The organism is Pirellulaceae bacterium (genome assembly GCA_029243025.1).
Lineage (GTDB): Bacteria > Planctomycetota > Planctomycetia > Pirellulales > Pirellulaceae.
In genome coordinates, this window is the sequence record JAQWSU010000009.1 from 169,546 (window position 1) to 184,880 (window position 15,335).

The 15,335-nt window shown below is 50.9% G+C and carries 11 protein-coding genes and 1 tRNA gene; 3 read left to right on the forward strand and 9 right to left on the reverse strand.

What is annotated here, in order from left to right:
* Nucleotides 1-18 precede the first annotated feature (18 nt).
* Nucleotides 19-1,077: a hypothetical protein gene (locus P8N76_04780; GenBank protein ID MDG2380967.1), complete on the forward strand. Its 1,059-nt coding sequence runs from the start codon at nt 19-21 to the stop codon at nt 1,075-1,077.
* A 1,000-nt stretch (nt 1,078-2,077) separates the two neighbouring features.
* Here P8N76_04780 and P8N76_04785 read toward each other — a convergent pair.
* Nucleotides 2,078-2,590: a hypothetical protein gene (locus P8N76_04785; GenBank protein MDG2380968.1), complete on the reverse strand. Its 513-nt coding sequence runs from the start codon at nt 2,588-2,590 to the stop codon at nt 2,078-2,080.
* Nucleotides 2,591-2,799: 209 nt separating this feature from the next.
* Nucleotides 2,800-2,872: transfer RNA gene (locus P8N76_04790), tRNA-Arg, on the reverse strand.
* 408 nt (nt 2,873-3,280) lie between these two features.
* Between P8N76_04790 and P8N76_04795 the strand changes: the two genes are divergently transcribed.
* On the forward strand, nt 3,281-4,012 hold the full coding sequence (locus P8N76_04795; protein MDG2380969.1) for a hypothetical protein: 732 nt from the start codon (nt 3,281-3,283) through the stop codon (nt 4,010-4,012).
* A 483-nt stretch (nt 4,013-4,495) separates the two neighbouring features.
* Here P8N76_04795 and P8N76_04800 read toward each other — a convergent pair whose 3' ends face one another.
* From P8N76_04800 to P8N76_04810, 3 genes are read right to left on the reverse strand one after another with little or no spacing between them, the layout of a single operon-like run.
* Nucleotides 4,496-4,687 carry a hypothetical protein gene (locus P8N76_04800; GenBank protein MDG2380970.1) on the reverse strand — a complete coding sequence of 64 codons (192 nt, stop codon included), beginning with the start codon at nt 4,685-4,687 and terminating at the stop codon, nt 4,496-4,498.
* Nucleotides 4,684-5,172, reverse strand: a complete 489-nt coding sequence (locus P8N76_04805) for an SUMF1/EgtB/PvdO family nonheme iron enzyme (GenBank protein MDG2380971.1) — start codon at nt 5,170-5,172, stop codon at nt 4,684-4,686. The genes P8N76_04800 and P8N76_04805 overlap by 4 nt, the downstream gene beginning before the upstream one ends.
* 16 nt (nt 5,173-5,188) lie before the next feature.
* The gene (locus tag P8N76_04810) at nt 5,189-5,464 is read right to left on the reverse strand and encodes a hypothetical protein (protein ID MDG2380972.1); all 276 of its coding nucleotides are present in this window, start codon (nt 5,462-5,464) and stop codon (nt 5,189-5,191) included.
* Nucleotides 5,465-6,477: 1,013 nt separating this feature from the next.
* Here P8N76_04810 and P8N76_04815 point away from each other — a divergent pair.
* Nucleotides 6,478-7,230 (forward strand): Bax inhibitor-1 family protein, encoded by a 753-nt coding sequence (locus P8N76_04815; protein ID MDG2380973.1) that lies wholly within the window; start codon nt 6,478-6,480, stop codon nt 7,228-7,230.
* A 593-nt stretch (nt 7,231-7,823) separates the two neighbouring features.
* Here the strand turns inward: P8N76_04815 and P8N76_04820 are convergent.
* From P8N76_04820 to P8N76_04835, 4 genes are all read right to left on the reverse strand, one after another.
* On the reverse strand, nt 7,824-10,625 hold the full coding sequence (locus tag P8N76_04820) for an alpha/beta fold hydrolase (protein ID MDG2380974.1): 2,802 nt from the start codon (nt 10,623-10,625) through the stop codon (nt 7,824-7,826).
* A gap of 41 nt (nt 10,626-10,666) precedes the next feature.
* Complete coding sequence (locus P8N76_04825; protein ID MDG2380975.1) at nt 10,667-12,694, reverse strand: aldehyde dehydrogenase family protein; 2,028 nt, start codon at nt 12,692-12,694, stop codon at nt 10,667-10,669.
* 11 nt (nt 12,695-12,705) lie between these two features.
* Nucleotides 12,706-13,893: an isocitrate/isopropylmalate family dehydrogenase gene (locus tag P8N76_04830; protein MDG2380976.1), complete on the reverse strand. Its 1,188-nt coding sequence runs from the start codon at nt 13,891-13,893 to the stop codon at nt 12,706-12,708.
* Between the two features lie 437 nt (nt 13,894-14,330).
* The coding region (locus P8N76_04835) for a cadherin-like domain-containing protein (protein MDG2380977.1) at nt 14,331-15,335 on the reverse strand (1,005 nt) is incomplete at its 5' end.

Genomic DNA, 15,335 nt, shown 5'->3' on the forward strand with positions numbered 1-15,335 from the left:
GAGAGGCAAGAAGATTCAATGGGCAAACGCTTTATCGATCGATTTCGCCAGCACGTGAATCGGCTGACCGGTTTTGAGTCGCTTGAGTCGCGGCGCGTCATGGATTGTTACGGACTCGGATCCGTTGAAGTTTGTGTGCTCGGCGATAGCAATGCCGATGGGCAGTTTGATCAACAAGATTTGGTGCGCGTATTTCAGGCTGGGAAGTATCAGACCGGAGATCCGGCTGATTGGACAGAAGGTGATTGGAATCAAGATAGCAAGTTTGATTCGGGCGATCTCGTAGCTGTCTTCCAGGCAGGAACTTACTTGCAAGGCAAGTTGATTGACGATTTGTCTCCACTTGTCGCGCGCTCGCCCGGTAATTCGGGGTCCTTTGGTCCACCGGTAACAATTACCAATACCGAACAGCTAATTGCAGCCATTCACGACACCAAAGCCGTGGATGCGGTTGCCGAAGAAGTCGACTTTGATCATCAGTCGCTGCTCTTCTTTTCATGGAGCGGTTCAGGTGGCGACAGTCTGGTCGGCCAACAGACAGTTGTTGATGGCGTTGTTGATATCAAATTTCAGTTTGAATTTGGTTTTACCAGAGATCTACGCCAACATCTGGGGCTGTTCGCCGTTCCGCGGAATACGACCTGGGATATTGATGTCGAGAGGCGTGTCATTCAAACGGACACCACAGGCTACGAATTCGATTTGGATCAAAGCCGATTTATTGTCTCGGGTGGTTTTGCCGGTTTCACGGACGAGTATCAGATCGAAGGGCCGATTACCCTGGTTCGTAACTCGGATGGCTCGGCATCTTTTCGGCAAGTCGAGGCGGTTTTGCGAGGTTCGGGACGATCCTCACTGGATGGGAAAACACTGGACTCGGTTTTGAGTCTCAGCGAGCTGACCGGTCTTCAGACTCTTGGATCGAGCATGGTTTTCGCTGGCTTCTCTGCTTCGCAAATGACCATGGTCAGGCTGTTTGTGTCGGTTGACAACGGAACGCTCACCATTCGTGGCGGCGACCTTCCACCATGCTGTGACTTTATTCAGCATGAGATCAACGCGGTTGCATCGACTTAGCCCTTCAGGTCATCGCAGTTGAAGTAGGAAGTTTCAATGTAATTTCAAGCCGTGAGGCTCTTGCTGAGCCCTTCTGTCGGTGGCACGCCCGGTATTTTTTCGATTTTGATTTACCTGGTAAGCAAAATTTGAGCTTCGAAGCGGAAGGCATACTGCCAGTAATCGACTCGCGAGTTAAATCTTTGCTCAGTACACCGAAGGCAACCTTCTTCGAACCCACTCTATGTCGAACGTTTGACGCAACGTCTTTGTGACACCGAGTTGTGGCGAGTACGAAGAGGATCCAAACTTAGACCTGACTTGGCGTCTAGCAGCGGCTGGAACTGACAAAACCGAGAGTCGTTTGAGATGCATCGTTGTCGTAAGGTCTTGCCAGGAATGCATTAAGACAGGGTTTTTCAGCAGGCGTTCGAGCCGCCTTTGAGGATCAACTTTTGGTGCGGGGTCGGGAGACGAGTAGAGCAAGCAGGCCTGCCCGCTTCGAACCTGCGACCTTTGGATTAGGAATCCGCTTTTTCCCGTGAGGCACAGCTAATCGAAGCCTGTAATGCCCAGGCTAACTTCGCTTCCGGTCTATACAGACACCGGAACTTTACTACCGTCATTAGTCCGGGTCTGTTTTTTGAAGTAGTGACATGCTGCGGTTACATCGGCCAGGTAGCTGTTTAACAGAGAGATCTCTGAGGCGATGTCAGAAGCAAAGGTGCTGATTGAGCGTTAGAGAGTTAGGTGCAACACCAGAATACAGTGGTGGGGTACCAACGCTCAGCTCCGAAAACGACCCAGCAACGCAAGTGGTCGTCCGCCACTTGCCTGCAGACTTACGCGGCTAGAGAATCAATGTTGAATTCACTAAGCTGGAAACTAGCGTGGTCGGTGAGCGCAGTTCCCAGGTTAAATAAAGAACAAGGTTTTTTCGTTTTGAAATTCTTCATGTCACAGAGGGATGGTGGTTTTGGTAGAAAAACAACGACCAAAATCTAAACGCCGTCGGTTTTGGTTAAGTTTGCGAAGTTTGTTGATCTTGGTCACGCTCATAGCCGTTGCGTTCGGCATTTATGAGCCCGTTACACTCCACTTCAAGGCGGTGCATTTTCTTAATATCAATAATTCGGTTAGGGCTACGCGTCCACATCCCACGAAATTGTTGTACCACATTGAGGGTCGGGGCAACGCGATCTTGTGCCATGTTGAGCAAGTTAGAATTGTATTGCTCGGGCGAATGCGTGCTGGTGGAACTGCGGGACGTATTCCGATTGCTGGAGACACACCGCAACGAAGTGGTGATGCATCGGTTCACGGTGTGGTTTACTTCTCGTATTCGTATGCTGACGGCGAGACTGAATGCGTTGTCCATGGATTTCCATTTGTATGTCATGGACGAACTATCGAGATTAATGAGCAGTCGTTTGATGTCGACACCCCCACTGTCATCCTTGTCGGCATTGATGATCAAATTATGCACACTTATTCGCGGTAGTAACGAAGCACAAGCAACCGAAATAAATTGCATGGTATCTCGATTATAGAAAACGAAAAGCAGTTTTCTGGTGGGGTCGTCGGTGATGGAATTGGGGACCTCGGTGTTGTCATGGTTTCACTTGTTTGTACTGCGCCGTTCGTTCGAGATGTTTCTTTGTTCTTAGCAGTTGTATTGATTCTAGTGGGAACTGCTGTTCCGTCATGTAATTCCACGACGCCGTTGAATTGACGTAAGTCCAATACGCCTGGCAGGATTCGAACCTGCGACCTACGGATTAGGAATCCGTTGCTCTGTCCCCTGAGCTACAGGCGCTTGACGACCCCCATTGTAAAGGGAATGCTGCCTTCTCGGGTAGCCGTCTCGATCGCCAGGAGGCCCGGGGTACAAGGAGATGACCTGTAGCGAATGCTGAGGATTTGCCGTCGACATACGTGTTCTCGCCGGCCTGGCTTTTTGATTTTGGAGAGGTGCTGGCGCCCGGCAAAGAGGATCGATAAGGCTCTGACATTTTTTGTCAGAGCACGTAGAGTTTCTGCTCCTTCGGGAGTATCTTATACTCGTCCCAGTAGGCGGGTTTTTTATTGCGCCGACCGTGAGCTGCGGATCAACGAGCTGGAGACGTTCAGCACACCGTCGAGAAGGTTGCTGGATACTTGCAATTGGGCCTTACGGTCTCAACAATAAATAGCTGCCGTTCGGAAACGCCTTTGGAGATGCAACATGTGCAAGATACCGATTCAACTGCTTTTTCGTTCTCTTATCGCCACTTTTATCGTCTGCGGGGCTGGGCATGTCCACGCTTCCTGGGAATTCGATGAATCGGTAGTTGGCTTGGATCCCGGTAGTTCGTATCGTTTGGCTTTCGTAACTTCTCAAGCCAGAGATGCGGCGTCGAGCGAAATTGAGGTCTACAATTCTTTCGTTGACTCTCTGGGCGACAATATCGTCGAATCTGATTGGAAGGTCATAGGGTCGACAGCATCAGTGGACGCACGTGATAACACCTCAACAAATCCAGGCTTGAATGGTACAGGCGTGCCGATCTTCAATTTGGCGGGCCAGCGGATCGCTGATGGTAATGCTGATTTATGGGACGGTTCTATCCAAAACTCCTTACTAGCGACGGTGCGCGGAGTTGAATTTTTCCCACCCACGCCTTCCGCTTGGACTGGAACGACTGCTGCTGGAATCTCAGCGGATAATCATCTTGGAAAATCTCCAGATGCGATGCTGGGGCTTATGACAAGCACCGACGCGAGTTGGATTTCTGATGTATCTTGGAATTCCACTGTAAGTGACGCATACGCTTTATACGGGCTAAGCGACATCCTAACGATCAGCTCTCCGGAGCCTGACCCGATTCCCGAACCCGCCTCCGTGATTACTTGGACGTTGCTTGGCATCGTTGGATGTGTTGGCACCTGGTGGAATCGTCGCCGCAAAGCAAGTTAATCTGTCGCTCGTTGAGACTGTTCGCAACGCAAGTCCATCACGACTTTCTTCGTCTCGAAGCCGGGGGTATATACCCCCGCTCGACGTGCTTCCGCGTTCAAAACAGCAGATGGCTGAGAACAGATACCCCTAAAAAACAAGGGTCTTAAGGGGTTTGTTGATGCGCGGGAATCAATTAGGAATCCGTTGCTCTATCCCCTGAGCTACAGGCGCTTGACGACCCCCATTGTAAAGGGAATGCTGCCTTCTCGGGTAGCCGTCTCGATCGGCGGCGTGCCGTCGGAGAGAGTCACAGGGTAAAAGAGTATCGCCTGTAGCGAGTACCGAGGATTTGCCATCGACACACCCGCTACCGTTCCAGCACGGTGTCCTCCCGCTATGGGCTCCGCTTTCCCGCAGGTTACGCCGACACATCCGATAGATGAAGGGCTATTTCCTCAACCGCTTTGTACCCACAAAGACACCGAATAATCCAAGCAGGCCTCAAACCAACACCGAACCTGGCTCCGGCACCTCATTCGCGGATGAGGAAAGACTTGCGACGCGAAAACCAAAGATGTTGCGCTCGTGGTCCGGGTTGTCCATGTACCAATCGGAAAACGACGACAAGTAGATGGAGATGCCGCTCCAGAAGCCGCCGCGGCCACCGCGAGGCATCGAGACACTGTCATTCAACAAGTCGGACTCTGTTTCCTCCCACTTCCAAACATTACCCCCCCCAGCCCCATAATGCCTTGCGTACTCAAACCGCCGGCACTGGTGATGTCCGCCGGCCCTTGTCCGGGCCGTTGGCCATACACGGCTGTCTTGTCGGCTGTGCCGCCTGCTACTTTAGTCGGCAAAGAACCATCCGATGTTAGATAATTACCATACGTCCCGCTCACGGGATCGTAGAACGCCGCCTTATACCACTCGTTCGTGCTCGGCAGCCAGTAATGAGCATCCTTGTGGCGGAAAAGATTCTCGCCTCCCAGTTGCCACGCCTCGGCGGAACTCCACAGAGCAATGTTGTCGTTGATGCCACTCGTCGTGAAATTGTAAGCCGCCTGATAGCCCTGGCTCGTATTCAGCCAGTTCACGAAACGGGCTGCCTCATTCCAACTGACGCCCGTAGCGGGCATCGCGGCGCGGTTTCCGCCGTAGGACGACATGTTAATCATGTCGATCTCCAGCCCATTAGCGGTCTCGTAATTCGCGTTGTACTTCGTGATCATGTCCCGGCTGAGTTCGTACTTCCCCAGCTGGTACGCGTACGCCACCGAACCGGCCGGGTTTAGGGGGCCCCGTCGTATCATCGACATTGCCCGGATTGCCGATCTCAACGAACGTCATATCAAACTGGTTGGTATCGGTGCCGAAAGTGACCACACTCGCATTCACAGGGCTTTGTAGCGTCACGCTCAAAGTGAAAAGTGCCAAGAGTGCGTAGCGAAACTTGGGTAAGCGAATCATAAAACGACTCCACTACAAACTGGTGCACAGGATTTCATGGACTCTAAATCCTTTCTATCCCTCTCTGGCCGGGCAATATAAGAAGCTCAAAGATCCTGTTCAACCAAAATGCCCGATTTTCGATATGTCTAAGAACATAACTTTCGAGCCACCTTGCGTTCTCAGTTTCGAAAGTGTTGCCCGTCGTGTGGAAAATAAAGAGCAACAGGATAATTGCGGGGATTCGTTTACACATCAGATGCTCCCAGTGAAGGGCGTGGTGACCAGGTCGGTCAGACTCCAATACCGCAGGATGGGAGGTATCAGCACTGAAAACAGGACTGGATCGGATGTCAACGATTTCCTGCCGCATCGCAAAGTCGGCATTAAATCATCTACCCCAGTCGTAGCTGTTCATAAAATAGACACGGCCAGTATTCGTTGGTGTAACTCCAAAACCCATCCACAGGACGCAATCGGCGGTGCCCAAGCCCCCGCCGGATATTCGTAGGCGGATGTAACAATGAAATCAAAATTAATTGCCGACCGCGATAACTTTGGCCGTCACGCGGCGTTGGCTTTCAATGAAGGGTTATCGATGGTGTACTGACCGCTTGAATCTCAGCGATCAGAAATTGTCAGCATTGGAGCGAAACAGAATCAGGCGGGGGGGGGGCGGTTTGAATGTTGAGAGCCGTGACCGCCTAAGTCGCGAGAGGGGCGATAGGTTTTGTTGAAGCATGGGTGATTCGAAATTCGAGTACACCCATCACTGTGGAAGTCCATTCGGTAGATGTTGGCTCAACTACGTTTTTTATCGCAGTCATTTCTCATTACATTCGGACGCCCTGTTTCGCACTTGACGGACTATCGCAAGCCAAGCTCGCTCTTCGCCTGTTGCAATCGATTTTAAACTCGTCAGAGCTATTTCGCCGGCCGGTGGGTAGGGAAACACATCACCATCGCCGGAAAGCTATATTTGAGGTACGATATCGAGCGTTTCGAGCGTATCCGTTCTTTTCGATAGAAACCAAATGTTCCCCCCATTAGCCGAGGTTTTTTCTATGGCATATGCATCTAATCCCTACGATTCACCGCAATTCTCCGTCGCTGCTATGGCTGCCGCGGATGAGCGAACTGGTTTTATCTGCAAAACCTACCTGCACCTAGTCGGAGCGATCGTTGCTCTGGTGGGTCTCGAAGCTATCCTGCTGCAAACGCCATTTGCTCCAGCCCTGATCGGCTTGATGGTTGGTAGCCAGTATAGTTGGCTGATTGTGTTAGGGCTCTTCATGGGTGTCAATTGGCTCGCGAATAGTTGGGCGTTGTCAGCAACGTCACTTCCCAAGCAGTATGCTGGGCTTGGGCTCTACGTCGTGGCTCAAGCTGTCATTTTGTTGCCGCTTTTGTTTTTTGCGACAACTTTACCACAATACTCCGGCGTAGTAACCTCTGCCGCTGTCTCGACGTTGAGTCTGTTTGTCGGTTTGACGGCGGTCGTGTTCATCACGCGGAAAGATTTTTCTTTCCTGAGATCGGCGCTGATGTTCGGCGGCTTCGCTGCGATGGGCTTCATCGTGTGTGCGGTTGTATTCAGTTTCCAGCTCGGACCGATTTTTACTTACGTCATGATCGCGTTTGCCTGTTGTTACATTCTTTACGACACATCGAATGTGCTGCATAACTATCGCATTGGCCAGCACGTCGCCGCCTCTCTGGCGCTTTTCTCGTCCATTGTGCTGTTGTTTTGGTATGTTCTGCGCCTGTTAATGTCTTTTAGAGACTGATCGACTGTTTGCAGTGGTTCGTTGAATGTTCATGCCGCGATTCGAATGCCAACGCACAGACCGAAAACTCTCCGGCTGTGCGTTCTTGTTTCGCTTCCATCCTTTTCCCAGCGATCGATTCAACAGATGCTGGAAGGCAGCAAATGTGTGCCGATGGCTTGCGGCACCAATTCCAGCTCCGAACTCTGGAAATATTCTAGAAGAGGCTAAACCGCGAGCAGTGCGACGACAGCAAGAACTGTAAGCGTTAACGCCTATCTCAAGCGATTTTATTTGAGTATTAAATCGGCTTAGGAATCGTTTGATTTTTTTGAATAATCACTCGCTTCCTCGAGAGGTGAGCACTCCTTGATTCTTCACACTCGTTTTTCCTCGCCCTGGCAACGTCATCATCAATGACTAACTGAAATAGCGATCGACGTGAAGACACTGACCAATCTTAACGCAAGCTTTGTTGCTCTGAGGCCGACGATTGGCGATTGCACACAAGAGTCGAGAGGTGCGGAAAGAATCGTAACGCAAACACAGTTTAGCAAAACCGTTGCTTGCCAGACGTCAGCTAATGGTCGGGAGCACGTCGGTGCGAATGATTGTCATTGGTGTTGGCTAGAATTCTCTACTTGAAGCAGCGCTTGTTGCAAGGTGGTCGCGAACCGTTGATGCCATAACTCATGCAAGGGTTGACCATGGTCACCCGGGATGCTGTAAACGGATAGCTGCTGATCGTCGGTGAATTGATTCCACATGCCATCTGGTGTGTGACGATGGAGTAGCGGCTTGATGCGACTTCTGAGATAGACGACATGATTTTCAGTGGGTTGTGTTTTGTATTTGCGGTGCGCGACGTATCTTTGTACGAGCCACTGGCGATGCGCTGGTGCGAATTCGGAAAAATCAAACATTCTTCGAGCCGTTGCTTCTGCAGTCTCTTCGAGACCGTCTTTTGACTTTTCCTTTTTCGTCGCTGTCGTTTTGGGGCGGTTGAAAGTTGCATAGCGAGCAAATCGTTTCGCCAGTTCGGTCAACCCATACACTCGAATCTCGTTGACGAACCAAAATGGAGCATTGGTCGCCATGGAGAGAGTGTCCCGAGCGGAAATCGCTTGCAAAGCCATGCGAGGTTTACAGTCAACGACCGTCACAGAGAGTGGTTTCAGGCCACGCAGCGAGAGTTGTTGTCCCATTTCATAAGCGAGGGTTCCGCCAAACGAATGCCCGATCAGGTGGAGAGGTTGCTTTCCCAATTGTTCTTCAACTTCTGCGACCAGCCGAGCTGCGATCGTTTCGATGGTAGCATTGCTTCGTTCATATTTGCCTTTTTCCTTGAGCTGAATCCCTACCACGGGGCGCTGGAACGAGGTTGCCGAAAACAGTTTCTGCCATTCTCGCACATGCCCGAATAATCCTGGGGCGATGACGAGTGTTGGGCGATGTGACGTTTGAGATTGGTTGACGCGGACAAGTTCCACGCTACGGTCGTTGGAATTACTCGTTTCGGTGGATGCTAGCCATTCAGATAGGTCAGCGATTGTCGGATGGTTGATCAGGTCTTGTAAGGAGATCGATTGCGAAAATAGTCGATCAATTTCGGCGAGCACTTTCATTCCTTGCAATGAGGTGCCACCAAGATGAAAAAAGTTGTCATGAATGCTGATCGTGTCCAGCCGCAGAGTGTTGCACCAGATCGCTGACAGAGTTCGTGACGACAGCGAGACAGGTTCGATAGTAGCTGTGGAGGCGTTTGGGCGAACCTCGTCGACGGTCGGAAGTGCTTGTCGGTCAATGGACCCGTTACTCAAAGTTGGGAGAGTGGAGAGCGGTATAAAGTGCGAGGGGATCATGTACTGCGGCAAGATTCCTACTAAATGTTCTCGCAGTTCTTCCGGCGTGACCGTTCGACCGCCATCCACGTAATAGGCAAGCAACCGACGATCTCCTGATGAGTCGACCCATGTTTGGATGGTCGCATTGAGGCATTTCGGATGCCGCAGAATGGCAGACTCGACCTCGGTCATGTTAACCAATCTGCCATTTATTTTGGTTTGAAAGTCACTTCGACCCTCAAAAACCAGTGCGCCGTCCTTTCTCAAACTTGCCAGGTCATTGGTACGGAAAAATCTTTTTGAATCGTTGCCGGGCAGGGTGATGAAAGCTTGCTTGCTAAGGTCGGGCTGTTTCCAATAACCGCAAAATAGGTGAGAGTCACCAACCGCGATGTGCCCGCGTGCTGATAGGTCGCCACCTGTATTTGAGCTTATTGGATGTGGGTTGTTTATTAATGTGACATGCTGACGTTCAAATGGAAAACCACAGGGAGGAGGGGTGTCGGGAATCTCCGTGTTTTGGTCGAACACGTAACCACAAATCGACCCTGTTTCGGTCGATGAAAGTAGGTTGAGAAGCACGCAGTTGCCGCGGAAAATGCGTTTGAAATTACGGATGTCCTCCGGGTAGAGACAATCACTCGTCAGTCGCACCAGACGCACCGTAGAAATCGGTTTTGCTTCCGCAGCCTCGTTTGCGATAACGCGAAATAGCGGTGCGGTGACGGCAAATACTGTGATACGATTTTTTCGTAGCCATTCGAATGGCTGATGAAATGCTGCACGTGGGTCGACAGGTAGGATGGCAGCGCCAGTTAGTAACGCAAGCAGCGTGTTTTTGATCGCTTGTCCGTTGGCCGAAACCAGGAGGCTACAGCGATCTTCCGAGCACATTCGATGAAAAGCGTGTTTTTTTTTCATGTCGACAGATAGGCTTGAATGGCGATGCATGACGCCCTTTGGCCTTCCCGTCGAGCCTGATGTGTAGGCGATGTAGGCGAGTCCGTTTGCTGTTGCATAGACAGGTAGCGTCATGCCTGTGGGGCAAGAGGCGATCATCTCCACGTCCACTAATTTGCAATCGCAACTCAATAAATCTGTTGCGGTCGAGCGGTGCTGAGAATCCGTGATCAGGAGACGCGGCGCGATTTCACTTAGAATTTTCGTGATGCGATTTACTGAATCTGCCGGATCGACCAAGACTACTGTCTTTCCGGTTTGGAAAACGGCCATCATGGCAGCGATAGCAGGCGGGCCTTGCTCTAAAAATATTACGATCGGGTCGGCGAAGTCCTCATCAGGGCCCTCCTCTGAAGAGGAGGGCGAAAGTGGTTCTGGGAGTTCTGCGAGGATCGCATTGCCGATACTGTTGATGCGATCAGTTAGTTCCGCGTACGTCCAGCACACGTCAGCAGTTTCTATGGCAATATGGTTAGCGAATTTGCTTGCCGTATCAACAAACTGATGTGCGACAGTTTGGTAAGTCGGATCGTAATCGACATAGCTTGGGGGCGAAGGGATTTGGCAAAGCCCGCCGTATTGAGTCGTTTCGAAAGTGACGTTGATGAACATGTTTGTTTGTGCCGCGTGAACTGGGGACAAGTCTGTAATTGTCAATAACGGACCTGCCAGCGGGTGTAAAATTCGATGTCACCTACACCATGTTCCGGGGGGCCGGTTCCAGATGACTTCCAGCCACAAAACGGTGCACTTGCACTCGCCCCCGCTGTGGGAGCGTTAACCTTTAAAATGCCGGCGTTCGCATTCTCGAGGAAATCCTCTTTGATCGATTCTGAATTCGTGAACAGCGCTGCCACAAGGCCTTGCTCCACACCGTTGCACAGTTGCAAAGCTTCTTGCCAGGAACTGGCAGTTTGGATCACTACAACAGGACCGAATGTTTCGCGTTGCCAAATTTCATTCATCGGGTCTGAGTTAATCACAAGAGTTGGTGGAGAATAATAACCGGCTTGATGAGTATCCTGGATGAACTCAGGGCTTGAAAAGGGGCTGTAGACCTTCCCACCTCCAATTCGTGCCCGTTCAATTACTTCCCGCAGCCGTTGGACGGATTCTGCTGAGACAACCGGGCCGATATCTGTTGATTCGTTCCAGGGGTCTCCCCATCTTAAGTCACTGAAATGTGATTTGAGTAGGGACCAAAAACTGTCGAAACATCGCTGGTCGACAATGACTCGCCGCGTCGCTGTGCAGCGTTGTCCCGCGTTACCGAATCCACCTGCAATAATCTGTTTTGTCGCATCATGTAAATCTGCGTCTGACCAGACAATCGCCGCGTTATTGCCCCCTAGCTCCATTTGCAAAGGGATTTGCCTTGTTAATCCAATCACTTGGGCTGCGATCCCGGTTTGCGATGATCCGGTGAGTGTCAACGCATCGATGTCAGGATTGCGAATGAGATATTCGGCCGTTGAGTGATCCCCAAACACGGCGTTAATGACGTGGTTAGGAAAACCACAATCCTGGATCTGTTGCATCAGTTGAACTGCAACCGGCGCACCTTGAATCGCTGGTTTCCAAACGACGGTATTTCCATAGAGAATTGCTGGTGTGATTTTTCCGACGGCGATCGCCAAGGGATTGTTCCATGGTGTAATGGCCGCTACCACCCCGTGTGGGCGCCGAATCGCATTCCAGTTTGCTGCCGTTGCTGACTGCGAGATTACCGATTGGCCGTGTTGCTTCGATGAAGCCACTGCGGATTCTATCAGTCTCAGGGCAAACTGTACTTCCTGTTTAGCATCTCGAATAGGCTTTCCAATCGTTTCGGTGATTCGTTCGCTAAAGTCCTTGTTTTGCTCCTCGATTTTTTGGTGAATTCGCATCGCTAATTCTTGTCGTTCAGCGACCGGGGTCGCTTGCCAGGCACGAGTCGATTTGCGACTTGCTGCGACAACTCGGGAGATCGTGGTTCGATCGGCATGAGTTACAACTGATGCTGTTTTGCCATCATGTGGCGATCGGACCACCGTTTGTCGATCGCTCTCTCCGTATTCTGGCGAGCCGTTAATGAAGATGGTGGGGATTTTGATCGGTTCCGCTTCGTTTTGGGGCGACGTCGTGTTCGAGAATGTTGGAGCACCGCAAGGAATTTGAGAAATAGGACGAAAAACAATTCCGCGTTCGCTCAGGTATTGTCGAGTAATCGCCGCGTGAATTGGATCGATGTCGCCGGTGGCATCCTCTGCAATTGTTACAGAGTATCCGTGTTGATATGCGTCGATTGCTGTTGTGCGAATGCAGGCTCGTGTGTAGAGCCCTGCGAGCACCAATGAGTCCGCTTCAATCGCTTCGAGTTGTGTTAAAAGACGACTGTTCGTGAATCCGCTGTAGAATTGTTTGTGGATTATTTGTTCGTGGTCCGCGGGTGCCAGAGCGAAAGGAGTTTGATGCCCTGGGGTTCCAGCAACGCAGCGTTGAATGCCTGCCCTTTGCCAATGTGGCATCGATTCTTTTGCCTCGTTTATCGTCGTCCAAAGATGAAAGACGGATAGACCCGCATGCCGGAATCGATGTAGCAAAGCGGATGCTCGAGCGCAAATCTCAGCTGGATGAGGAGTTAGGCCTGCCGCTTGCAGGTAATCTTGCTGGAGGTCGATAAGAAGCAAAGCTGTTGACATGGAACGCTTCGTTAGGTGTCGCCTGTTTGGATTGACTTTACGATCAATTCAGTCATTTCCTGAGTTCCAACTAGCTGGCAGTTTTGTTCCATGGTGTCAAAAGTGCGAAACCCATTTTTCCAAACCTCCGATATTGCAGTATCAATCATCTTAGCCTCTGTCGTTAAACCAAATTGCTCATGCAACATCATTGCGAGCGAATAGATTTGACCCACCGGATTGGCGCGATTGGTTCCAGCTAGATCATGGGCAGCTCCGTGATTCGTTTGGTACACACCCGCACCGGTCGTGGAAAAACTGGCGCCAAAACATAGACCTCGCGATCCGAGCAGTAGCCCGCCTACATCGGCGATGATGTCCCCGCAGAGGTTGGGCGTTACTATGACGTCGAATGAGGTTGGCGATTGGACCACTTGATAAACTGCAAAATCAATATCGAGAAATTCCAATGCGACTCCAAATTCCTTGGCAATTGGTTTCGCACATTGAACCCACAGATTGCTAATCGTTGGGACGCCGTTCGACTTTATCACGATCGATAGCTTCTGTCGGCGGTTTTGAGCGATGGCAGCGCTGACTCGTACAATTTTTTGGATCTGTGACTCGTTGTATGAGAATGTCTGAGTGGCTTGGAGTCCATGCGGTGAAGTGGACTCAGTCCAGGTTCCCTGGTAGATGCCTGCGGAATTGTCGCGAACGACGATGATGTCAACATCTTTGACGACTGCAGATTTGAGGACACCGCAATTAGCTAAAATCGGATTCGGTGTAAGCGGGTTGATTTTGCAAAATAAATCAAATTCTCGCCGCATGTCATAGACAAAGCGGCTACCGCCCGCACCGGCTAGGATCGGTGAGCGTGTCGCGAACATTGTTTTGCAGAATTCAATCGCATCGTCCGGTAAGCACTGGCCCGACTTGGCCACGGCGGGCAATCCGATTGGGCCGCCAATCACAGGTTCAAAGTTGATTGAACGTAATTCACCAACCCGGCGCAAAACCTGCAGTGAGGCGTCGATGATCTCAGGGCCAATTCCTTCTCCTGGGAAAACGCCAAATTGATATTTTGAATTGGGTTTGTCGAATTGGCGTTTTGGATCCGTGATTAATTGCGACCAGCGATGAGCAGAAGACGGTAATGAATGAGTAAGTTGATTGTTTGATTCTAGGCTGTTTGCCTTGATGTGTCTCTTGAGCATGGGATATCCGCCGTTGACTCAGTCTGCGTTTGAAGTGCTCGTAGTAATCGTGCGCACTTTCAATCAATAATAACAAACAAGTCTAGTAGATTCCCTAAACACTTTTTCTGGAATAGGGTTGCGCTACTGGGATTTGCTTTGGTGCTTCGACAGGTTCATATGAACACTGCCGTTAATGCAGGATCCGATTCTAATTATCATTCGTAATGATCGGGATGTGAGCGTTTTATGGTAGCCACCTGATTTCGAGGGGACTGCACGGCGACGGCAAAACAGGCTGCCCGCTTCAGTACACAGAAACGGTGTATTAGGATTTTCCCAATAAAAAGAGAACCCGACTTTGTGAGGATGAGATGCGTTGCGAGTCGATTATCGCCGGAGTCGCGAACCCGTTGATGCACAATCAGCCAGTAGGAAAATGCCCAAATGTTACTTGCTCAAAACGTTAGTTTTTCAAGTAATCCATCCAGCTGAAATTCTGGAGACTGTCCGATTTTTACTGCCGATATCTGCTCGTTCCATTTGGCAAAGATTGCGTCGACGGTTGTTGATTCAGTGTGCGAGCGATCGTTGGGATGTTGGGTTGTGGAAGTGAGCGAGTGTGTTTTCGAAGCCGACCGGTTAGTCGACGTGTGATTGTGCTCGTGTTGCGTTGTGGTGAAGATTGCTGCTGTTAGGATATGTTCGGCTGTCGGCAACTCTATCGCGGCTAAGGACGCGGCTAAGGGCGCGGCTAAGGGCGCGGCTCCTCCTGTTCCCTCGATCCGCACGTTATCGACGTAGGCATCCTCCTGTGTTTTGCTGGCTCTGGCACGAAATTGGATTTTCAAGTTCGTGGATACGTAGCCTTGGGCAACGAGGTCAATCGATACAGGGTGCCAGACATTTTCTTGGGAGTCGTTTCCTAGGAGTTGACTGTGCTGAACCCAGTTGGTTCCGCCATCGGTTGAAATATCCAGGGCAAGGTATTCGCCATTGTCAAAGCCCCTGTTGATCATCCAATCGAAGGTAAGTAATGCGCTATTCAGGTTGCTGGTGTCCACCGATTGCGCCATGGCGAGTGTGGCATTCAAGGTCCATCCGTCTACTTCGGCCGAATAGCTTCCGCTGGTTGCTTGTCGACTGGATCGGGACCAGGCATTCTGGTTATCTTCGACCCATTTCCCATTCCATTCAGAGACCTCAAAGTCGTCTTCAAACAAGACCACCGGACCACTGGCCTGCACATTAAGTGTGACGGTGACACTGTTCGAGTCCAGCTGGCCGTCGTTGGCGTGATAGCTGAAGCTGTCGGTTCCTGAAAACCCGTTGTTCGGTTCGTAGCTGAAGGAGCCATCTGCGTTCAGAGTAAGTGTTCCATTGCTGACGTCCGTATCGAGTATCGCGGTGAGAGAATCGCTCTCGGCATCCGTGTCGTTGCTGAGGAGTCCAGGAGCCGTCGG

Coding starts and splice junctions, on each gene's coding strand:
- P8N76_04780 (MDG2380967.1), top strand. CDS start 19: ATGGGCAAACGCTTTATCGATCGATTTCGCCAGCACGTGAATCGGCTG.
- P8N76_04820 (MDG2380974.1), bottom strand. CDS start 10,625: ATGTTCATCAACGTCACTTTCGAAACGACTCAATACGGCGGGCTTTGC.
- P8N76_04825 (MDG2380975.1), bottom strand. CDS start 12,694: ATGTCAACAGCTTTGCTTCTTATCGACCTCCAGCAAGATTACCTGCAA.
- P8N76_04815 (MDG2380973.1), top strand. CDS start 6,478: ATGTTCCCCCCATTAGCCGAGGTTTTTTCTATGGCATATGCATCTAAT.
- P8N76_04810 (MDG2380972.1), bottom strand. CDS start 5,464: ATGATTCGCTTACCCAAGTTTCGCTACGCACTCTTGGCACTTTTCACT.
- P8N76_04785 (MDG2380968.1), bottom strand. CDS start 2,590: ATGCAATTTATTTCGGTTGCTTGTGCTTCGTTACTACCGCGAATAAGT.
- P8N76_04795 (MDG2380969.1), top strand. CDS start 3,281: ATGTGCAAGATACCGATTCAACTGCTTTTTCGTTCTCTTATCGCCACT.
- P8N76_04805 (MDG2380971.1), bottom strand. CDS start 5,172: ATGATTAACATGTCGTCCTACGGCGGAAACCGCGCCGCGATGCCCGCT.
- P8N76_04830 (MDG2380976.1), bottom strand. CDS start 13,893: ATGCTCAAGAGACACATCAAGGCAAACAGCCTAGAATCAAACAATCAA.